This window comes from Methanocaldococcus lauensis (assembly GCF_902827225.1).
GTDB lineage: Archaea > AGJL01 > Methanococci > Methanococcales > Methanocaldococcaceae > Methanocaldococcus > Methanocaldococcus lauensis.
This window is the reverse complement of sequence record NZ_LR792632.1, coordinates 859,120-880,878: the sequence shown is the minus strand read 5'-3', so window position 1 is coordinate 880,878 and position 21,759 is coordinate 859,120. Positions and strand designations below refer to the sequence as shown.

Below are 21,759 nucleotides of genomic sequence, written 5' to 3'. Positions count from 1 at the left end.
AGCTAATTAATTGAATTTAAATTAATATCATTAGTAGTCATTGGAATAAAGCCATATTCTTTAGCATGTTCAATACACTTTTTAGCCATTTCATTATTATTAACATAATCCAATGTTAAAATAATTATACCATATTTTTCCTTCAAATTTTTTAGTTTTTCACTTTGAGCATTAATCCAATTTAAATCACTACCATTCCAATAATATGCGTTTTTAGTTTTGAAATCATAATATGTTGTGAAGTCCTCAAAAAGAACACCATCTATGTATGGGGCGGTTTCATTAACAATTTCAAAGCCCCTATTTTGTATAATTATTATATTTGGATTTTCTTTTCTAATTTTTTTGATTAACTCAATAACTTCATTTTTTTGGTTTGTATAGATTGCACTATCAACTGTATCTAAAAATACTCCATCAAACCCCATATTTTTAAATTTTTTAACTTCATCTATGATTATATTTTGCCATATTGAGGATGAGATATTTACATAGTAAGAGGTCCAATTTGGATTTTTTCCAATAATTATATTTTGACAATCTTTGAAATATGGTCTGTCTTTGCTAACTTCTCCAATGCTTAGATAGGCAATAACTTTTATATTTGGATTTAATGACTTTAATTTTTGAATATCTTCTTTTTTGTAATTGTATGGTTCAATAATAACCAAATCATACTTTGAAAGATTTTCTATGTTGTCTGAACCATAATAAACCCAAAAATTGTAGATGTTTAATTTATTGTTGGTAATTTTTGGATTTCCTAAACATCCACAAAATAAAATTAAAAGTAGAATAGATAATAAAAGTTTTCTCATTTATTTCACCTATTATGTTGATTTTTATACTATTTTCCTTTGTAAATGCCATTATAAACACTACTAACATCTTTACACTCGAAAAAAACTATTTGTGCAATTCTTGCATATTTATGAATGGTTATTGGATTGAAAACTTGCAGTAAATATTCTGGTCTTCCTTCATATCCAGGGTCGTGAACTGCGGAGTATAAAGTTGCTCCCATCCTCAATAAAGAACTTCTTGGAAATGTAAAGGCGGCGATATTATTAGGAATTTTTATATAATCAGCTATCTTCACAATATAAACTCCATTCTCTAATCTTACAAATTCATCTTTTTCAGAGTTGAATATCTCAATGTAATTTGGTAATTTTCTTTTTTCGTTTGAAAAGTCAATAACTCCTTCTCCTTCTAATTTAAATATCTTCCAAACTCTTAAATCAATCCCACACTGTTGAATTTGCTCATCTTTCAAATTATCAAAAAAATTTTTTGATTTATTTGGACCTATAATCATTAACTTCACCAATTTAATTTTTTAAAAATTAACTCATCCTTTTTATATACAAAAGTATTACTTTCTATATCTCTATCAATTAAACAACTTGCTCCAATCCAGCAATTGCTTCCAACTTTAACTCCCGGCATAAAAGAGACTTGAATTCCTGTCTTAACATTATCTCCCATTATTATTCCCAATTTTCTTACACTTTCAACCCTTTTACCTTTTATATTTACTTTAACAGGTTTGTCATCAAATCTTAAGTTGGCAGTTATTGTATTACAACCAAAATTACAATTTTCCCCTATAATACTATCTCCAACATAAGAGAGATGCGGAATTTTTGTATTTTTCATTATTATGCTTGCCTTAACTTCAGATGAGTTTCCAACAAAAGTATTTTCCATTAAAACTGTGTATGGCCTTATATATGCTAACGGCCCCACAACAGCCCCTTTTTTAATAATTGCAGGCCCTTCAATAACTGAATTTGCTTTTATAATAGCATTTTCTTCAATTACAACATTTCCTTTAATTACTACATTCTCTTCAATTTTTCCTTTTATATCTCTATTTATTTTACTCAAAAGATGTTTATTTGCTTCTAAAACATCCCATGGCCTTCCAACATCGTTCCAATATCCCTCTAATTTTATTCCTTTAACCTTTTCTTCTTTAATAAGTTGTTTTATTGCATCTGTAATTTCTCTCTCTCCTCTTTTAGAGATTTTTGTTTTTTCAATTAAATCAAAAATCTTTCTATCAAATTTATATATTCCAGCATTTATTAAATTTGATTTAGGATTTTTAGGTTTCTCTTGTATTTCTACAATATTATTTTCTTCATCTAAGACAACTACTCCAAAATTTTCAGGATTTTCTACTTCTTTAACAGCAATGGCATATTTATATTTTAAAAATCCCCTTAAATCATCTTCAAAGATAATATCTCCATTTATAACTAAAAATTCGTTATCTACATAATCTTTAGCAGTTAAAACTGCCTGTCCAGTTCCATCTATCTTTCCTTGCTCTAAAAACTTAACTTTTGGATAATCTTTAAAGTAATCAATAATTTTTTCTTTTTTATATTTAACAACTATGTAAATGTTATCTACTAAATCCTCAACTTTCTCAATTATGTGTTGTAAAATTGGCTTACCAGCTATAGGAATCATTGGTTTTGGTCTATTTTCAGTTAGAGGTTTTAATCTTTCTCCTTTACCAGCGCATAATATTATAGAGTCCATTTACATCACCAAAAAATAATTTATGTTAATGAAAGCCCATTTTTAACCAACTTTATTCCTTTTTCTAATAAATCTTTAGCTAAACTCATATTTTTCGCTTCAACTCTAATTCTAATATATGGCTCAGTTCCAGAAGGTCTTATTAAAATCCAACCATTTGGCAAGTTAAACCTTGCTCCATCAACAGTTTCTGGGGGAGTTTTAAAAATTTTTTCCCCATTTTCAATAACATAATTCATTACTTTTTCTTTTTTTTCATCTTCACAGTAAATTTTTTCTCTCAAATTTATATATGAAGGAATTTCATCCAAAATTTCATATAATTTCTTATTGTAAAATTCTAACATCTCTAAAACTCTCAATCCACTTAGAATTCCATCAGGAGTTAAGTGAATATCTCCATGAATCCAAGTGCCAGAAGGTTCTCCACCAAAGATAGATGAAGATTTAATCATTTCTTCGGCAACATAAACATCTCCAACTTTAGTTCTTTTTACTTCAACATCTAAGTCTTTTAAATATTCATCAATGACCATTGAAGCATCTACCGTAGTAACTATAGTTTTAGTTCCAGTTTTTTCAACTATATATCTTGAAAATGCCGCTAATAATTTATCAAAATCTGCTAATCTTCCTTTTTCGTCTATTGCTACCATTCTATCTGCATCCCCATCGTGTGCAATTCCAATATAACTATTTCTATCAGAATTTAATCCTTTAATCATATCCATAGTTTTTTTAAGGTTTTTTTCATTAGGTTCTGGTAATCTACCAATAAATCTTCCATCCATATGGCTATTAACTGATATTACATGGCAACCAACGTCTGTAAATAGATAAGGAGATACTAAGCAGGCAGAAGCATTGGCACAATCAACAACTACATTAAATTTTTTATTTACTTCAATCTTTTCTAAGATGTAGTCCATATAATTTTTTATACATTTATTATCTTCCCATATTTCTCCCACTTCATCCCAATTTACCTCATTAAAATCTTTTTTGAATATAATTTCTTCAATTTCATCTTCTTCTTTTTTATTAAATGCTAAGCCATTTTTATTGAAAAGCTTTATTCCATTGTATTCTGGTGGATTATGAGAGGCAGTTATCATAACTCCAACATCATAATTTCTCGCATTAAAACCTAATACAGGAGTAGGAACTACTCCTATAGTTGTTATCTCTCCACCTCCTCTTAAAACACCAGCAGATAGTGCAGTTTCAATTAACTTTCCAGTAGTTCGTGTATCCCTCCCAATAACAACATTTTTATACTTCTTAGCTATTGCTAACCCTACTTTATATGCAATTTTTGGAGATAAATTTTTCATCCTTATTCCAGAAGTTCCAAACAATTTACCCATTTTACCACCATTTTTAGATTATTTAATTATTTTAAAGATTTTAAAGGTAAAAATTTTTAATAGTTAAAGTAGAATATCCTAAAACTATTAATAAACTTTAAATAATACATAGAAGCAAAACAACATAAATTTTTATATTATAACATTGCGAACATAAGGTATAAATGTATGAGTTAATTAATTGTAAAGCATTAATATTTAGTAGGTGTAATGTATGATACTCTTAGTAAGTCCAATAGATGTTGAAGAGGCAAAAGAGGCTATTGCAGGAGGAGCAGATATAATAGATGTGAAAAACCCAAAAGAGGGTTCATTAGGGGCTAATTTCCCTTGGATGATTAAAGCAATAAGGAAAATTACTCCAAAAGAGCTATTAGTTAGCGCTACAGTTGGAGATGTCCCTTATAAACCTGGAACTATTTCATTAGCTGCAACAGGAGCGGCAATTAGTGGAGCAGACTATATAAAAGTTGGATTATATGGCGTTAAAAACTACTATCAGGCAGTTGAGTTAATGAAAAATGTTGTTAAGGCTGTAAAAGATATTGATGATAGTAAAATTGTAGTTGCCGCAGGTTATGCTGACGCTCATAGAGTTGGGGCAGTTGAACCATTAATTATTCCAAAGATTGCGAGAGATTCTGGTTGTGACGTAGCGATGTTAGATACAGCAATAAAAGATGGAAAATCCCTTTTAGATTTCCAAACCAAAGAGATATTAGAAGAGTTTGTTAATGAATGCCACGATTATGGTTTAAAATGTGCCTTAGCGGGGTCAATAAAAAAGGAACACATTCCAATTTTAAAAAGTATTGGAACTGATATTGTTGGAGTTAGAGGTGCTGTATGTAAAGGAGGAGATAGAAACAATGGAAGAATTGATAGAAATTTAGTAAAAGAATTAAAAGAGCTTTGCAAATAGATATAGACATTAATTATCAAAAAATAATAGATTTTAGATTTTATTCTTTAATAATTCTCCTTAAATTAATTGATAATATGGAACAAATTCTATTTAATTGTTCTTCAGAAATTTCAACTTTTTTCTTTAATATTTTTGAAATATCAATTTCTATATAATCTTCACCAACATCCCTTGGGTGTATTGGCGATATTTCATTAAATACAGAAAAAACTGGACAAAAATCGTGGCAATATAGGCAATATACACATTTTTCATAATTAATTTTTGGAATCTTATCTTTTACATAATTTTCAGTTATTTTAATTGGCTCAATAGGTATCATCTCAATTGCCTTAGTTGGACAAACATTTGCACATCCTTCACAACCTATACAGAGATCTTCAATTACTGTTCTTGGAATCTTAATTTTTCCAGATAGTATAGCCTCTCTCATCTCTAAACTTGTATATCTTCCTGAACCAAAAATAATTCTTTCTAAGTTTTCATATATCCCAGTTAAAAATATTTTAGCAAAATTTTTTAGATCTTCCAAGGCAATCACCAAATTTTTAAAATTTATTCTAATCTCTTATTGGCTCTTTAACTTTCCACTTTCTGTGGAGATATATAGCTCTTGTAGGGCAAATGTTGTAACAGGCTCCACAGTATTCACAAATATCTGTATCAATAACTCCATAGTCTATGCAGTTGTTTGGACATACTTTATTGCATAAGCCACACTTTATACAGAAATCCATATCAGTTCTAATAAATGAATTTTCTTTATCAACTATTTTCTTATAACCAGTTGTATTTGGAATTACATCTCTTGGACAATGAATAGCACATGTCTCACACAATATACAGTCATCAGTAAATAAAACCACTTTATTACTCCTATCTATAATTATGGCATCTTTTGGACACACATTTGAGCAAGTTCCACAGAGTATGCAGTTTTCATCTTTAATACTCTTGAATTCAACAGTTGTTATTGATATTGCATCTTCTTTACAGTTATTTATACATATACCACACAAAGAGCATCCTCCAACAATAATATCGTTTTTTAACCTTCTAACATCGTTAGGGCAGATTTCTACACATTTAAAACATTTCCAACATACATCTGGGCTATAAAATAAGTTCCCATTCTCAAATCTCAAAGATCCACTTGGACAATTCAGAGAGCACAATCCACAGTTTATACAGTAACTTGTAGGTTGAATCTTTTTATTTTCCTTAACTTTAACAACTTTAAAGTTTTCAACCTTTAAAGCATCATTTGGGCAGATTTCTACACATTTAAAGCAAAGAATACATTTATCATAATCTACTACTCCATTTTTAATAGCATCTTTTGGACAATTCTCTCCACAGAGATTACAGGAAGTACATCCATTTATAGAATCAGGAATTATTGTTTCTCTTGGACATAGATAGGAGCATCTTAAACATCCAATACACTTATCTCTATCAATTTTAATAGATTTTCTCTCTTTCTTCTCAATAATATTTTTTTGTGGTTTTGAAGCTTCTACAAGTTTAACTTTTGTGAGATTTTCTAAGACTTTTAAATAACTCTCAGATAATTTTTCTCTTTTAGTTTGTATTAATTCATAAGAACTTACTCTTGCATTGTAAGGGCATACTTCAACGCAAACTCCACACATCGAACAAATTCCCATTGGAAACTTTTTCCCATCTTTTTCTACAATTTTTATTATATTTATTGGACAGACATTTGCACAAATTCCACAACCGTTACATCTTCTCCTATCAACATAAAGTCCTCCAAACTTGTTTCTTTTAATTGCCTTATTTGGGCAATTTCTTTCACACTCTCCACAGGTTAAACAGGAAAAACTCTTATTATTTAACAAAAATATCGCATCGGTAGGACATGCTTCAATGCATTTTGATGTTTTACTATAAAATGGGCAGGTTTTACACTCTTCATTTACTCTACATCTGTCCAATATTGTTATGATCATAACATATCACCAAAAAATAATTAAGATTTTAGGACATCTTTCCTCCAAATACTCTATTGCCCAAAATTATTCCAATTACAGAAGAGACAAATGTTAAAGATAATGGTAAATTGTAGTAAGGAAATGCCTTTAAAAAATAGGCAATAACTATGGATAATACAAGATATCCAAAAATATTTTTTATTTTCATTCTATACTTTGCCCCAATAAATACTCCCAACAAAAAGGCAAGAATTGAGGGATAATATAAAGATATTTCTAACATTTCCTTCACCACATTAACATTATTTGTTTAAAATTTCTTCTGACTTTTCAATCCTCTCAATAATAACTTTTTCACAAGATAGTAAAAAGGCTGCAGTAGATAATCCTGCTAAAACTTTTAATCCAACGGCAATATTTAGATATGGTATTATTCCAGCAGTAACTATTTCTTTTGGTGCTGGGAATATTGAAATATTATCAAAACTTGTAAAGATAAACAAATAATAGCCACCAATAAACATTCCTACAACTCCCAACAACAGATATGTTAAAGCCCCTATTGCCTCTAACTTTTCTAAGTATTTGTGATCAAACCACAATGGACTTTTAGAACCAAATGCTACAACTGACAATATCAAAGCAGATGCTATTAATGCTCCTCCTTGAAAACCTCCTCCAGGAGTTATGTGTCCCCCTAATATTGTTACAATTCCCAGTGCCACCATAAAAACACTTGCAGGAAATGCTAAAAATTTAATTATTGGTGTATATTCTCCCCATCCTTTTAGAGTTATATAATCATCAGTTTCCGGAGCTTTAAAAAGTTCTTTTAAGTATGTATTATCATATAAAGATTTTCCAAATACTACCCAAGAAACCATAACAGCAACAACTAAAACTAAACATTCTCCCAAAGTATCATAAGCTCTCCATCCAAATATAACTGAACAAACATAGTTTGGAATAATATAATGAGTTAAATAAACTAAATTAACTCCTGGATTTACATGCATATTGGATAAACTGTATAGTATAGACGCTCCAAACACAAAGAATGAAACTGCTGTAACTAAATCTCTTTTAGAGCTCATTTTACCACCTAAATTACATAAACTCAAAGTTGGTCATATAAATGCAGAAGGCTATTGCTCCCAAAAATATGGAGAGCCAGAATAGTTGATAATTTATAGCATTTGAATTTTCCTTTTTAAACTTAAAAATTAAAGGAGATACAGATAGAGAGAAAGCTAAGGTGGCTAAACCAAATAAAGTCATTAATGTTTTTCCATATATTCTACCAATAATTATAGAACCAAATATAAACAATAAGTATAATGTGTATTCTCCAGCAAACACTGCTCCAACAGTAATTCCATCGCCATGTGAATCTTTATCTAACTCTTTTTGAAATTTGTTATAGTCCATAACAAAATCACCTAACTTATTTTAAACAATAAGGAACTCCCAATTCATATGCATAATTAAAAAGATACTTTGTTACAATCTCTGGGTAAATTCCAAGGATTATACACAATGATGTTAATATAAATAAACTAAATACTGCAAGTTTAGGAACTCCCTTACTTTGATATTCTTTTAAAGTTTCCTCATCAACTGGCTTTAAATATATCAAATAGAAAGCTTTCATCATAGAAACAAAAGTTCCAATACTAACAATTATCATTATTATAGCTATTTCTGGCATATTCACTTGCATTGCCGCCTGAGCAAGCATCCATTTACTCTGAAACCCATTAAATGGTGGAACTCCTGAAATGGCAAGTTTGGCACACAAAACCATAAATGCAACAGAAGGTATTATAGGGAGTAACCCTCCTAACTTGTGTAAATCACTACCTTTTTTATGGCTTACAATATACGCCCCCAAAAACAAGGCACTTTTATAAATAACGTGGTTTATTGCGTGAAAAATTCCAGCAACTATCCCCAAAGGCGTTCCTAATGCCAATCCTGTGGCAACATATCCCGCCTGACTTATAGCGTGATAAGATAAAAGTTTTTTATAATCACTCTGTAATAGAGCCATTACTACTCCAAACACCATTGCTAAAACTCCCAATGCCAATAAAACTGCATGAGTTCCTGAAAAATAAGACAATCCATTGAATAATTTTAAAATAATCAGCATAAATCCAACTAATATAAATTTTGAATATGTTTGCAGTATTGCAGAAATAAATCCCTTTGCCCTTGCATATATGTCTGCTTTAACATTGTGAAATGGTGGAAGTCCAGAACCATAAGCTAAACCAACCACTAAAAGTAACAAACCTCCATATATCATAGGATTATCAGACAAAATATATTTTTTCATATCTGTTATGTTTAAAGTTCCTGTAGATGCCAATAAAAAGGCAATTCCTAACAGCATTAACGAAGCGGCAATATTTCCCATTATCATGTATCTTAATCCAGACTTATATGCCTCTTCAGTTCCAGATAAAAATAATAACCCCACTTGAACAATTGATATTATTTCAAAAAATACATAGAAGTTAAATAGATCGTCAGCTAAAACCATTGCCGCAACGCTTGCAAATCCCATTAAAGAGAGAGTTACGAACATATTATTTTTTAATTTTTCTCCCATTCCAGCAATTAAAACAAGAGAAGCAATTATTGCCAAAACTACAAGAACTGCCTGCTTTAGTGGATTGTAGTAATAGGCAATCCCTGAAACCCATCCATCAACAACCCCATAACCTCCAAAGTAGTAATATCCATACTGCCCAATAAATGGAAGAATAATCAAAATAATCGCTATTAAAAATGTTAGATATTTAACTATCTTTTCCTTTCCATGCAGTAAATTCATTATTATTGCCATAATGAGTGGAAATATAATTATCATTGGAAGATAATTCATTTTCTCCCCTCAAAAAATTATATTAATCTTCTTTCAATATTACAGAACTTTTTAGTGTTTTATATTTTTTATATAAAATTATAGAAACTCCAAGCATTACTGCAAGCATAGATGCTTCAATAACTATGTTGGTTAAAACTAATGCGTGAGTTAGAGGATATGCAGATTCCTTAGCAAAAACCTCTACTGGAACATTAGGAAGTTTTATAGGTATTGTTCCTCCATTGTATCCAATGGTTATTAAAACTAAATTTACTCCACTTCCCAAAATCTCCAATGCTATTATTTTTTTCAAAATATTATCAACAAAAAATACTCCATACAAACCTATAATTACTAAAATTCCAGAAGCGATAAATGAAACTATCTGGAAATCCATTCCATTCACCAAGAATTTATCATTATTATTAATGACAGATTATAACTAAAGGTATATAAATATTGCGTTGGAAAATTTTATATTAACCAACAATAACTTTATAATAATATGGGCTCGTGGTCTAGATGGCTATGATGCCGCCCTCACAAGGCGGTGGTCGCGGGTTCGAATCCCGCCGAGCCCACCATTTTTAACATAATTTTTTAGAGTGGTATTGTGGAATTCCAAGCAATATTTTTAATATTTTTATTTGCTTTTTTATTTTTATTAATTGGATTTAGAAAAAATCTTAGATCATTTAAAGATAGATTAAAAAAAGATTCAGAATGTAAATTATTATTTTCAATTGTATTATTTATTATTTTATTAATTTCAATTTTATTTATTGATTTAGTATATTTTAAAAAAGAATATCAAGCAATTTTTTTAATTGCATTATTTGTTATTTTATTATTTGGATTAGAATATATTGGACAGTTAAAACGAAAATATTTAGTTGATGAGTTAAATAACTTAAAAGTATTATTAGAAAAGGAAAATGAATATAATAAAAGGCGGTTAATTAAAAATATTGAAGATAAATGTATAGATATTATTTCAGAAGATAAATTATTAGATACAAAGGAAGTTAGAAGGTCATTGACAATAATAATGACAATACTTTATATTTATACATTATTTGTGCCAGTAGAGGATAGAATATTTAATTCAGTTCAGTTGATTTTTGGAATCGTTATTGCATTCTACTTTGGTAGTAGAGCAGTAGAGTATGGATTAAAAATTTACGAAAAACTTAAAAAATTAAAATAATCAAAGTTTTTAAAGATGGTGTGTATTATGAAACTTAGGATGAAGCCTGAAGATTTTATCGTTGAAGAAATTATCGATTTTAATAAGATATCAGGAAAAAAATGTTATTTATATAAATTAACAAAGAGAAACATTGAATGTTTAAAAGCATTTTCATACATTTCTAAGAAATTTAGAATTCCCTTAAAAGATATTGGATACTGTGGATTGAAAGATAGGCATGCATTAACTACTCAATATATCTCTATCCCAAAAAAATATGGAAAATTACATTTAGATGAGCCAAATTTAAAATTAGACCTCGTAGGAGAGTCAAAATTTTTATTATTAGGGGACTTAGAAGGAAATAGATTTACTATAACTGTTAGAGGATTAAAAAAAGATGATATTCCAAAAATTAAAGAAAATTTGAAATATTTACATTATGGAGCACCAAATTATTTTGACAGTCAGAGATTTGGAAGCGTTTTTGATAGAAAATTTATTGCAAAGGAAATTATAAAAGGAAATTATGAAGAGGCGGTAAAAATAATATTAACAAAGTATAAAAAGTCTGAAAAAAAGATATTAAAAGATTTAAAAAGATTTATAAATAAAAATTGGGGAGATTGGGAAAAAGTTTGGAACTACATTAAAGAAAAAAACATAAAGGCAAGATTATATGTAAATATGGTTAAAGAATTAAAAAAGAGTAATGATTACAAAAAAGCATTGAGTTATGTTGATGATAGATTAAAAAAGATATTTGTAGCGGCATATCAGAGTTATCTATGGAATGAATGCGTAAAAGAACTTTTAAAAAGTTATATTCCCAAAGAAGATAGAATTTATTACGAATATGAGGCAGGAACTTTAATGTTTTATAAGAAAATAGATAATGAGATTTTTGAAACGCTAAAAGATAAAAAATTTCCAACAATAGCTCCTGATGTAGAATATAAAGATAGTTATAAAGAAATTATAGATAAAATTTTAAAAAGGGAAGGTTTATCAATGGAAGATTTAAATAATATAGGAGATTTCGGTAGATTTATATACACTGAGAGGAAAATTTTATCAATACCTAAAAACTTAAATATTGGTGAATTTGAAGAGGATGAATTAAATAAAGGTAAATACAAAATAACTTTAAGTTATGAATTGGAAAAAGGTAGTTATGCAACAATTATAATAAAAAGAGCATTCTTAGGAGTTAAAACTAAAAAAAGATTCAGATAAAATATTTTACTTTATAAATTAAAGGTGGTTATTTTGAAACATATAAGAATATTTAATGGAGTTAATGAATGCGATATTTACTTAATTGGAACTGCTCACGTCTCTAAAGATAGTGTTAAAGAGGTTGAAGAAGTTATTACAAATTTAAATCCTGATGGTGTTGCAGTAGAACTTGATTATAAAAGATTTCTATCCTTAATTTCAGAGGAGAATAAAAAAATAGATATTAAAAAGGTATTAAAGGAAGGAAACTTTATAAAATTCTTTGTTTATTTAATTTTGGCTAATTCACAAAAAAAGATTGGAGAGAGTTTTGGTATAAATCCTGGAAGCGAAATGAAAAAATCCATAGAAATAGCACAAAAAAATGGAATTCCAATATATTTAATTGATAGAGAGATAGATATAACCTTATCAAGATTATTAGACAAAATGTCTTTTAGAGAAAAAATAAAAATTTTATTGGACTTATTAAACACTGAAGGGGAAAATTTGGAACTTAATGAAAATTTACTAAATGAGATGGTTAAAAATCCAGAAAAATTTACAAAGATGTTAAAAGATATTTCTCCAACTATATATGAGGTTTTAGTAGATGAGAGAGATAGATATATGGCTAAGGAGTTATTTGAACTTAGCAAAGGTAAAAATTCAATCGTTGCCGTAATTGGGGCTGGGCATGTTGAAGGAGTTATAAGATATTTAAAACAACTTGAAAATGGAGAAGATATTGATATATATGAATTAACAAAAGTAAAGAGAAAAAATAAAAGATTTACAAAGATTTTAACTTATGGAATTTCATTTACTATATTTTTAATATTTTTATATGCTATATACTATGCATTTAATAATCCAGAGTTATTAAAGATGATAACATTTCAATGGGTATTATTTACTGGTGGATTGTCTGCTTTAGGCGTTCTTTTAGCGAGAGGTAAGCTAATAACAGCATTGATAGCATTTCTTTCAGCACCTATAACTACTTTAATCCCACTACCCTTAGCGGCTGTTGGAACTATTGCTGGACTTGTAGAGTTAAAGTATAGAGAAATAACTGATAAGGATATAGTTGGCTTACTAAATGCTGAATCAATTAAAGAACTTTTTAACAACAATTTATTTAAAGTTTTGTTAGTGGCTACTCTCTCTAATATAGGGGCCTCAATCGGTGTTTTCTACTGCTTGGGTAAGTTTGTAGGATTTTTATAAAAAAGATTAAATTTACTATAAAAAGAAATCAAAGTATGTGGTATTATGCAATTAGATGCTTTTTCAATATTGGTATATTGGTATTGGATATATGGTAGGAAATTAATACACAAACAGAGATCTATGGAATAGAGTAGATCTTTTATTTTGTTAATTGTGAGAGGTAATTATCATGAATGAAGAGGTAATAGATCAAAATGGATTTAAACTCTGGCAAAAATTCGTTGTTGTGTTGGGATTCTTTGGATTTGTTTTTACCGGGATATATGGGCTAAGATACAACCTTGTTTATGAGGGAATTTTTATATTGAGTTTAACAATGTTTTTTGGGATGTATTTTAATGTTATGTGCAAAAACTGTGAAAAAGATTGTCCATTTAACTTAAGAAAAATGAAGAGAACTCTAAGAACTCAAAATAGAATAAAATAAAAAAAGAAATAAAAAATTTATAACAAATCAACGATAACATCTGCAACGCTAACTTTACTTACCTCTGATAAATATGTATCTGTTCCAACAACTTCCTCAACACCTGATGAGTAAAGTTTATTTAACGCATCTCCAATTAATAATGGATGAACGCAGGCAGAGATTATTTTTTTAGCACCCTGCTCTTTTAATAATTTAACCGCAGTCGCCATTGTTCCTCCAGTTGAGATAATATCATCTATAATTAACACATCCCTATTATTAACATCTAAGGTTTTTGGAGATATTTGAATCTCAGTTGGAGATAATCTCGTTTTTTCTAAGTAGTCATATTCAGCATTTAATACTTTTGAGGCTGTTTTGGCAAATTCTAATGCTCCTTTGTCTGGGGCTAAAACAATTGGATTATTTAACTTATCTTTAACATACTCTGCCAATTTAGGAATAGCGTTTCCATAAACAAAAGGAATTGTAAAAAAGTCCTTTATATGTATTTCATGAGGATTTATAGTTATTAATTTGTCTGCTATGTTTGAATATATTTTTGCCAAAGCTCTAATACTTACTGCCTCTCCAGGATTGAATTTTTTATCTTGCCTTGCATACGCCAAATAAGGAACTACTAAAGTTATTTTTTCAACGCCTTCATCTCTCAAAGCGTCGCACAATAAAATAGTCTCTATTATCGCATCATTTTGATTTTTTTGCGTGTTTATTACTACTGCTTCATTATCATCTATCTCATCTACAATTCTAACATAAATTTCATTATCTGGGAATCTTTTATACTCTACTCTTGTTAATTTAGTATCTAAAAGATTAGATACTTTAAAAGCTAAATTTTGCGACTGACTTCCTGAAACTACTATCACACTATCACCTTATTTCTTATGAAGATAATTTTATCTTATTTCTAAACTCTAAACCTACTCTATCACCAATATTTAAATCCATTTCTGTAAATGACTTGATTAAGTAATTTTTATATTTAATGAACACCTTTTTATACTTTCCATAGTCAATAACATTTATAACTATTCCATCATTTCCATTTTTTATAATTACATCTTCAGGAGATATTGCCTCATTATCTATTACATTGAATCCTAAGAACTCTGCTACTTTTCTATTATTAGGTTTTTTTAATATATCCTTATCTCCAAAGGCTATGAGTTCTCCGTCCATAAATATGCCTACTTTTTCTCCCAATGTTCTTGCCTCTGCTAAATCATGAGTTATATGCAAAACAGGAATATCTTTTATTTTTTTTAGTTCTGATATTATGCTTTCTTTGATTCTAATGTCTAATGCAGAAGTTGGCTCATCTAAGAGTAAAATAGATGGATTTAATACTAACGCCCTCGCTAAAGATACTCTTTGTTGCTCTCCTCCACTCAATGTTTTAACATCTCTATCTAATAGATGAGATATATTTAAAAACTCTGCAATTTCTTTAACTTTTCTATCAATCTCTAACTTATCAACTTTCCTTATTATTAAACCGTAAGCAATATTTTTATATGCATTTTTATTTGGAAATAATGCATAGTTTTGAGGAACGTATCCAACATTTCTTTTTTCTGGAGGTAAGTTTGTTATATCCCTACCGTTTAATATAATCCTTCCAGAATCTACCTTTAGAATCCCTGCAATGCATTTTATAAGAACTGACTTTCCCGCACCACTTGGTCCTAAAATTACGCAGTATTCATTACCTATTTCAAAAGAAACATTTTTCAATTTAAAATCTTTCCAAATCTTTGATAGATTACAAACTTTAAGCATCTTTATCCCTATTAATTTTTTAATTTTTATTTTATCCAGTATTTTTTATTCTCTGTTTTCTTAGCATTCTAAGTATTGCAAACAAAATAATGCTAACTACAATCATTCCAGCAGATATTGGTTTCGATGCATTTAAACCAAAACTCATAAATCTCTCCAATATTAAAACTGGAACAGTTTTTGGATAATAAGCAATTATTAATAATGCTCCAACTTCACTAATTCCTCTTGCAAAACTTAAAATTACTCCAGAAATAATATTATTTTTTATTAATGGTAGGGAAATTTCAAAAAATGTTCTAACTTTTGAAGCTCCCAAAGTTCTTGACACATATTCAATTTCTTCATCTACATTTAAAAACCCATCTCTTATACTATTAACCATAAAAGGAATTCCTACGAATAGATAAACAATAACTATTCCAAAAAAGTTATCAACAACATAATTTCCAATAAACTTTATTACATCAACTCCATAGATGAAAGATAATATTAAAATCCCAATAACGCTATGGGGAATTGCCATAGGTAAGTCTAAAACAGCCTCAACAAAATTTTTAAATTTAAAATCGTATCTTGCCAAAATATACCCAGTAGGAATTCCAAAGATTAAGGCTATTAATGTTGCTACAGCCCCAGCTAACAATGTCGTTTTAAATGCATCTATAACTTCATTATCTAACAATACTCCTAAGTTTCCAGGATGTGTTAACATATAAATTATTGGCAAAAATATGAACAAAAATATTATTATTAAAAATATTGACATTAAAATGTCTAATTTCTCCATACTCATCCCCAGAGGTAATTAAACTACTTAACTATATAAAATTTATGTTAATTTATATTAATGAACATAAGGTGGAGAGTATGATAACAGTAGGCATAGATCACGGAACATCTGGAATTACAACATGTATAAAAAATAATCACAAAAAAATAATATTCAAATTAAAAAGGAGTGAATTAAAAGAAAAATCTTATTTAGATGAGTTAAAAAAATATGTGCCTTTGGAGGATATTGATTTGATTGCTTTAACTTACTCAATGGGAGATGGTATAAATAAAATTCTACCAATAGAAAAAGTTAAAAACAGAGGAGTTTTAAGCATAGAAGGGGCTGGAGAAAAGATTGGAGGAGGAACAAAAGTTTATGATGAAATTAAAGAATCAAATATTCCAACAGTAGTTATTCCAGGGCTACATAGAGGAATAGGGTGCTTAGATAGAAGATTTAGAGCGTTATATTCCCACATCGCCTCTCCAGAGAAAGTTTCAATTTCCTATTATGCTCACAAATTATTTGGATTTAATGATTTTGTTTTGTCAGACATTTCATCAAATACTGTAACTTTGCTAATAAAAGATGGCAAAATTTTTGGAGGGTTTGATGCCTGTGTAGGGGCATTAGGTATTTTACACGGCCCTATAGATTTAGAGATGATAAGAGATATAGATAGTAAAAAAATAACTGCAAATGAGGCTTTTTCAAAGGCAGGAGTTGTTAAAATAGCAAAACTTTACAAAGGTGTAGAAAATACAAAAGAAGAAATCATTAAAAATTATTTTACTGATGAAAATTGTAAATTGGCTATTGATAGTTTAATTTTAAGTGTTTCTATGGAAATTAACAGTTTATTACCTTTGTTAGATAAAAACAAAAGGAGAGTTGTTTTAGCAGGATCTATTGGAACTCTCAAAGAGCCTATAAACATTCCTAAAAGAATTAAAGAATTTGTTGAATATAAAATATATGTTTTATATGGAGAGAGTGGAGCAATTGGAGGGGCGTTAATAGCAGAAGATATTTTAAAAGGGAAGAGAGATATTTTAGGTATTGAAGTGGAGTTTTAAAGTGATAACTATGTATGCGATAGGTTTAGGGGAAGAAAATAAAAAAGAAATTTTAAAAGCATACAATAAATTAAAAGAGGAGGGAATTGATGTTGAGTTAATTGATAATCCAAAAGACTTAGTAGATAAATTATTATCAAAAGAATTGAAAGGAGCTGTTAGGGGTTCTTTGTCTTCATCAAAAGTTATTCCATATTTAAGAGAAAAAATAGGAAAATTTTATAGAGCATCTATTTTAAAAAACCCTTTCACAAACAATATTTTTTTACTTTCACCAGTTGGCATTGATGATATATCTGAAAATAAAGAAGAAAGAATAAAAGATAAAATAAAGATTATTGAACTCTCCTCCAAATTTTTAAAATCCTACAATATTGTGCCAAAAGTTGCTTTACTTTCTGGTGGAAGATTAACTGACTTAGGTAGAAACAAAATAGTAGATGAAACTATATACGAAGCTGAAAAAATCTTAGAGTATTTTAAAGGTAAGTTTAATATAATACATAAAGGTATATTAATAGAAGAATATTTAAAGGATGATTGCAATATTATTATAGGTATTGATGGAATTTCTGGAAATCTTATTTTTAGATGCTTAGGATTAATTTGCAAAGTTCCAGGGTATGGAGCCGTTATTTTATCAGATAAAAATATAAACTTTATAGATACGAGTAGAAATGCTAATTGGATGAGATATTATAATGCTGTCAAATTTTTAGCAGGTGAAAGTTTTGATTTATTCAAAAAATAGCTCAATTAATGTAAAAAATAAAAATAACTATAAATTAGCCAAAAAATTAAAGAGTATTGGTAAAAGGGTAGTTTTAGATTTTTATAAATTTTTGGAAAAGTCAAAGATTTTAAAAATTTACGAGAAAATATTAGAGGAATCTATTGATAAAGATAATTTACCAAAACACATAGCCATAATTATGGATGGTAATAGAAGAACTGCTGAAATTTATGGGAAGGATAGATATTATGGGCACTACTTAGGGGCTGAGAAAGTTAGAGAGGTTTTAAAATGGGCGAGAGAATTGGGGATTAAAGTAGTTACTTTATATGCTTTTTCTACTGAAAATTTTAATAGACCTAAGGAAGAGGTTAATAAACTTATGGAACTCTTTGAAAAGAAGTTTTATGAAATTGCTAATGACAAAGAAATACACAAATACAAAGTTAGAGTTAGAGCAATTGGTAGAATTCACTTATTACCAGAAAATGTTCAAAGAGCCATAAAATATGCTGAAGATAAAACGAAAAACTATAACAATTTTTTTGTAAATATCGCCATCGCCTATGGAGGACAACAGGAAATAATTGACGCAGTTAAAAATATAGCATGGAAAGTTAAAATTGGAGAAATTAATCCAGAAGATATTGACAAAGAATTAATAGATAAACATCTATACACGGCTGATTTAGAATATCCAAATCCAGATTTAATTATTAGAACTTCTGGAGAAGAGAGAATTAGCAATTTTTTAATTTGGCAGAGTTCCTATTCAGAGTTATATTTTTGCGATATATACTGGCCATTATTTAGAAGGATAGATTTTTTAAGGGCTATTAGGGAATATCAGAGAAGGCAGAGGAGGTTTGGTAGATGAAAACTATAAAAATATTCTTCCTATTTCTCATTTTTATTGTATTATTTTGTGGATGTTTTGAAAATTCTGAAATACATAAAAACTATCCTATTACAAATAAATCAAAAATAGTAAATTCATCTAATTGTTATGATTATAATAATACCGTTTATTTTAATAATTCTAAATTACAAAATATAACTGAAAATAAAATTAAAAATAGCTCAATAAAACTTTTAAATTATGAAATAATCGCCTATGGCTCTTTTGGAGAAAAATATAGTGGATATTATTACTATAATAAAGATAATAAAACCTTTATAGTTATAAATTTAGGAGAAATGCCTACAGCTGGATATAAAATAAACATTATAAATGTAACGAAAACATCTAATGGAATTATAGTTTATTATAATGTTACTCCTCCAAAGGATTTTGCTACGATGGTTATAACTTATCCTTATATAGAGATATGTGTAAATGGGTCATACAACAATGTAGTATGTAGGCAAAGTTAATAAATAAAAACACTTTAAATTTATTAAAAACAAAATTGTATGGGGTTGTGGTATTTTGAGGGTAGAGATTATATTTTTAGGTAGCGGTGGTGGACGATGGGCTACAATTACCCAAAAAAGAGCCACAGGAGGATTTAGGATACATACTAATGAACTTAGAATGCATGTAGATCCTGGACCAGGGGCTATTGTAAGATTAAACGAACTAAAAATATCCCCTTGGAGAACTAATGTTTTATTTATCTCTCACTGTCATCCAGATCATTATACTGATGGAGAGATTATTGTTGAGGCTATAACTCAAGGAATGACAAAAAAAAGAGGAATTTTTTTGGGAAATCTCTCAGTTGTTGAAGGTTTTGGAGAGTATGAGTATGTTATATCTAAGTATCATCAGTCAAAACTTGAAAAAGTTCAGGTTTTATATCCAGGAGATGAAATAAGTTTATATGACACTAAACTTAAAGCAACTCACACTAAGCATGGAGATCCTTTTGGTATTGGTTTTAGATTATCAACAATTTTTGGAGATATTGGTTATACTTCGGATACAGAATTTATTCCAGAACTTATTGAGGATTTTGACGGAGTTAGGATTTTAATAGCGAATGTTGTTAGAAAGAAAAATGAAAGAATTAAAGGACATTTATGTTCAAACGACGTTATAGATTTAATAAATTCAATGAAGAAGAAGCCAGAATTGTTAATAATGACACATATGGGAGTTAGAATGACTAATCCTCAGTTAGAGGCGGAGTATATTTCACAAAACACAGGAATTGAAGTAATTCCAGCAAAGTTAGGATTAAAAGTTGAGCTTTTAAATGGCTATTATAAGTATCAGTTAATGAAATAATTTAAAAATTAAAGATTTCTATTTTTCTTTAAAATTACAAAAACTCCAACTAAAAATATGGTTATTGATGTTATTAATGTGGCTAAACTACCCCCAACGATTCCATAGAGTTTTACTAAAATTAAATTTAGAATAATATTTAAAATTATTCCAAATAAAATTATATAGAAGGATATTTTTGCATATCCTAAGCCCTGTAATGTTGTAGATATTAGAGTATAGTAACTCATAAATAATGAAGAGATTGCCAAAATTCTTAAACATAAAACTCCTTCTGGATTTACAACATTAAAAAATGCCTTTAAAGGAATTTCTGGGAAAAATAAACAACCAATAACAAAAATTGATGAAAAAAGAGTATTTTGAATTATACCATTTTTTAATATCTTTAAATCTTTGGATTTTGAAATTCTTGGTAGTAAAGGGATAGAAATAGCAGAAGCAAACATAAAAATTCCTCTTGATATTAGAGAAGAGTATCCATAAATTCCACTCCAAAATCCCCCCATAATAGACATTATTATAATGTTATCAATGTCTCCAAATAACCTGTAAGATGATGAAGTTAAGGCGATAGGTATAGAGTATTTCAAAACCTTTAAATTGAAATCTGAGAAAATGTTTTTTATACTGCTTTTTACTATGTTTTTTATTTTTTGAAGTTTTAATTTAAGTTCTAATTTTACTTCTTTGTTTGATTTATTACTTTCTTTATATAATATCCTATAAATCAAATAAACTCCAAAAATCCCAGATATTAAGTAAGATAGTGAGATAGACAACAAAGATCCAAAAATTTTAAAATATAATGTTAAAACAAATACTAAAATAACCTTTACAGTGTATTCAACTATCCATGTAGTTGATAGATGTTTAATTTTTAATAATCCTTGTAGTATTCCTCTTGAAAAGGCTATTAAAGTTGATGTTATTATACATAAACCAATCGCAAAATATAGTGAGTTATTTATAGATAAATAGTATCCTCCCAATATGTATTTTATGTAGGGAGTTATTAAAAAGCCAATAATAGAAAGTAAAACCATAGATAAAAATATTGGAATATATTTGTTAATATTTACATCTTTTTCCTCTGCTAAGAATTTTGCTATTGCAGGAGGAATTCCAGAAGAGAAAAAAATAGTTAAAGTGTCAGCAATTGGCATTAACCCTTTCAAAATTCCAAACGCCTCTGTTCCTAATAAAATTGCAGTTATAAAATAAAATAAATAAGCCATACCTTTTGAATACAAATTAGACAATAATATGCAAATGCTATCCTTTGCCAAACTCATAGAAATCAACTTTTTTAGATTTTGTTATTTTTTATTGGTTTTTATTTTTTATAGCATTATATTTAAACATTGAACAACAACCTACAAAAACAAACAAATAAATATATAAAGATATTAAAAAAT

Annotated in this window: 25 protein-coding genes and 1 tRNA gene; 11 read left to right on the top strand and 15 right to left on the bottom strand. The window is 28.4% G+C overall.

Translation table 11 applies throughout. The features are described from left to right. Positions 1-2 precede the first annotated feature (2 nt). The 4 genes from KMP69_RS04880 to glmM are packed head-to-tail and all read right to left on the bottom strand — an operon-like array spanning position 3 to position 3,920. Positions 3-818: an endo alpha-1,4 polygalactosaminidase gene (locus KMP69_RS04880; RefSeq protein WP_214399355.1), complete on the bottom strand. Its 816-nt coding sequence runs from the start codon at positions 816-818 to the stop codon at positions 3-5. Positions 819-847: 29 nt separating this feature from the next. Beyond that, a complete protein-coding gene (locus KMP69_RS04875) occupies positions 848-1,318 on the bottom strand; it encodes a deoxyuridine 5'-triphosphate nucleotidohydrolase (RefSeq protein ID WP_214399354.1) in 471 nt (156 codons plus the stop codon). Positions 1,319-1,323: 5 nt separating this feature from the next. After that, positions 1,324-2,553 carry a bifunctional UDP-N-acetylglucosamine diphosphorylase/glucosamine-1-phosphate N-acetyltransferase GlmU gene (gene glmU, locus KMP69_RS04870; RefSeq protein ID WP_214399353.1) on the bottom strand — a complete coding sequence of 410 codons (1,230 nt, stop codon included), beginning with the start codon at positions 2,551-2,553 and terminating at the stop codon, positions 1,324-1,326. Positions 2,554-2,573: 20 nt separating this feature from the next. After that, a complete protein-coding gene (gene glmM, locus KMP69_RS04865; RefSeq protein WP_214399352.1) occupies positions 2,574-3,920 on the bottom strand; it encodes a phosphoglucosamine mutase in 1,347 nt (448 codons plus the stop codon). Positions 3,921-4,134: 214 nt separating this feature from the next. On the opposite strand from glmM, the gene KMP69_RS04860 reads away from it, so the two are divergent. Continuing rightward, positions 4,135-4,842, top strand: a complete 708-nt coding sequence (locus KMP69_RS04860) for a (5-formylfuran-3-yl)methyl phosphate synthase (protein ID WP_214399351.1) — start codon at positions 4,135-4,137, stop codon at positions 4,840-4,842. A 40-nt stretch (positions 4,843-4,882) separates the two neighbouring features. Here KMP69_RS04860 and KMP69_RS04855 read toward each other — a convergent pair whose 3' ends face one another. From KMP69_RS04855 to KMP69_RS04825, 7 genes are read right to left on the bottom strand one after another with little or no spacing between them, the layout of a single operon-like run. Next, positions 4,883-5,377, bottom strand: a complete 495-nt coding sequence (locus KMP69_RS04855; protein WP_250543575.1) for a 4Fe-4S binding protein — start codon at positions 5,375-5,377, stop codon at positions 4,883-4,885. Positions 5,378-5,405: 28 nt separating this feature from the next. Further along, entirely contained in the window at positions 5,406-6,818 is a 1,413-nt protein-coding gene (locus tag KMP69_RS04850; RefSeq protein WP_214399349.1) for a 4Fe-4S binding protein, read from the bottom strand. Between the two features lie 28 nt (positions 6,819-6,846). Then, on the bottom strand, positions 6,847-7,083 hold the full coding sequence (locus KMP69_RS04845) for a hypothetical protein (RefSeq protein WP_214399348.1): 237 nt from the start codon (positions 7,081-7,083) through the stop codon (positions 6,847-6,849). Positions 7,084-7,102: 19 nt separating this feature from the next. Further along, complete coding sequence (locus KMP69_RS04840) at positions 7,103-7,894, bottom strand: Na(+)/H(+) antiporter subunit B (protein WP_214399347.1); 792 nt, start codon at positions 7,892-7,894, stop codon at positions 7,103-7,105. A 13-nt stretch (positions 7,895-7,907) separates the two neighbouring features. Then, positions 7,908-8,228, bottom strand: coding sequence for a hypothetical protein (locus KMP69_RS04835; protein WP_214399346.1), 321 nt, complete (start codon positions 8,226-8,228; stop codon positions 7,908-7,910). 16 nt (positions 8,229-8,244) lie between these two features. Beyond that, positions 8,245-9,690 carry an energy conserving hydrogenase EhbF gene (gene ehbF, locus KMP69_RS04830; RefSeq protein WP_214399345.1) on the bottom strand — a complete coding sequence of 482 codons (1,446 nt, stop codon included), beginning with the start codon at positions 9,688-9,690 and terminating at the stop codon, positions 8,245-8,247. A gap of 22 nt (positions 9,691-9,712) precedes the next feature. Continuing rightward, positions 9,713-10,069 (bottom strand): cation:proton antiporter subunit C, encoded by a 357-nt coding sequence (locus tag KMP69_RS04825; RefSeq protein WP_214399344.1) that lies wholly within the window; start codon positions 10,067-10,069, stop codon positions 9,713-9,715. A gap of 110 nt (positions 10,070-10,179) precedes the next feature. Here KMP69_RS04825 and KMP69_RS04820 point away from each other — a divergent pair. From KMP69_RS04820 to KMP69_RS04800, 5 genes are all read left to right on the top strand, one after another. Beyond that, positions 10,180-10,256, top strand: a tRNA-Val gene (locus KMP69_RS04820). A gap of 29 nt (positions 10,257-10,285) precedes the next feature. Continuing rightward, positions 10,286-10,879: a hypothetical protein gene (locus KMP69_RS04815; RefSeq protein WP_214399343.1), complete on the top strand. Its 594-nt coding sequence runs from the start codon at positions 10,286-10,288 to the stop codon at positions 10,877-10,879. Between the two features lie 27 nt (positions 10,880-10,906). After that, on the top strand, positions 10,907-12,097 hold the full coding sequence (truD, locus tag KMP69_RS04810) for a tRNA pseudouridine(13) synthase TruD (RefSeq protein ID WP_214399342.1): 1,191 nt from the start codon (positions 10,907-10,909) through the stop codon (positions 12,095-12,097). A 33-nt stretch (positions 12,098-12,130) separates the two neighbouring features. Further along, positions 12,131-13,309, top strand: coding sequence for a TraB family protein (locus KMP69_RS04805; protein ID WP_214399341.1), 1,179 nt, complete (start codon positions 12,131-12,133; stop codon positions 13,307-13,309). Positions 13,310-13,481: 172 nt separating this feature from the next. Next, the gene (locus KMP69_RS04800) at positions 13,482-13,739 is read left to right on the top strand and encodes a hypothetical protein (RefSeq protein ID WP_214399340.1); all 258 of its coding nucleotides are present in this window, start codon (positions 13,482-13,484) and stop codon (positions 13,737-13,739) included. Between the two features lie 17 nt (positions 13,740-13,756). On the opposite strand, the gene KMP69_RS04795 is transcribed toward KMP69_RS04800, so the two are convergent. Genes KMP69_RS04795 through wtpB form a run of 3 tightly spaced genes read right to left on the bottom strand, consistent with a single transcriptional unit; the run spans position 13,757 to position 16,314 of the window. Next, entirely contained in the window at positions 13,757-14,611 is an 855-nt protein-coding gene (locus KMP69_RS04795) for a ribose-phosphate diphosphokinase (protein WP_214399339.1), read from the bottom strand. Positions 14,612-14,627: 16 nt separating this feature from the next. Continuing rightward, the gene (locus KMP69_RS04790) at positions 14,628-15,524 is read right to left on the bottom strand and encodes an ATP-binding cassette domain-containing protein (protein WP_214399338.1); all 897 of its coding nucleotides are present in this window, start codon (positions 15,522-15,524) and stop codon (positions 14,628-14,630) included. A gap of 31 nt (positions 15,525-15,555) precedes the next feature. Continuing rightward, the gene (gene wtpB / locus KMP69_RS04785; RefSeq protein WP_214399337.1) at positions 15,556-16,314 is read right to left on the bottom strand and encodes a tungstate ABC transporter permease WtpB; all 759 of its coding nucleotides are present in this window, start codon (positions 16,312-16,314) and stop codon (positions 15,556-15,558) included. Between the two features lie 80 nt (positions 16,315-16,394). Here wtpB and KMP69_RS04780 point away from each other — a divergent pair, with 80 nt between their 5' ends. The 5 genes from KMP69_RS04780 to KMP69_RS04760 are packed head-to-tail and all read left to right on the top strand — an operon-like array spanning position 16,395 to position 20,341. Continuing rightward, on the top strand, positions 16,395-17,378 hold the full coding sequence (locus KMP69_RS04780) for a methanogenesis marker 12 protein (RefSeq protein ID WP_214399336.1): 984 nt from the start codon (positions 16,395-16,397) through the stop codon (positions 17,376-17,378). A gap of 10 nt (positions 17,379-17,388) precedes the next feature. Then, the gene (mtxX, locus tag KMP69_RS04775; RefSeq protein ID WP_214399335.1) at positions 17,389-18,129 is read left to right on the top strand and encodes a methanogenesis marker protein Mmp4/MtxX; all 741 of its coding nucleotides are present in this window, start codon (positions 17,389-17,391) and stop codon (positions 18,127-18,129) included. A 55-nt stretch (positions 18,130-18,184) separates the two neighbouring features. Then, positions 18,185-18,988: a polyprenyl diphosphate synthase gene (uppS, locus tag KMP69_RS04770; protein ID WP_214400752.1), complete on the top strand. Its 804-nt coding sequence runs from the start codon at positions 18,185-18,187 to the stop codon at positions 18,986-18,988. Continuing rightward, complete coding sequence (locus KMP69_RS04765) at positions 18,985-19,485, top strand: protease complex subunit PrcB family protein (RefSeq protein ID WP_214399334.1); 501 nt, start codon at positions 18,985-18,987, stop codon at positions 19,483-19,485. The genes uppS and KMP69_RS04765 overlap by 4 nt, the downstream gene beginning before the upstream one ends. Positions 19,486-19,540: 55 nt before the next feature. Then, a complete protein-coding gene (locus tag KMP69_RS04760; protein WP_214399333.1) occupies positions 19,541-20,341 on the top strand; it encodes an MBL fold metallo-hydrolase in 801 nt (266 codons plus the stop codon). An 8-nt stretch (positions 20,342-20,349) separates the two neighbouring features. Here the strand turns inward: KMP69_RS04760 and KMP69_RS04755 are convergent, their stop codons facing one another. After that, entirely contained in the window at positions 20,350-21,636 is a 1,287-nt protein-coding gene (locus KMP69_RS04755; RefSeq protein WP_214399332.1) for a flippase, read from the bottom strand. Positions 21,637-21,759 lie beyond the last annotated feature (123 nt).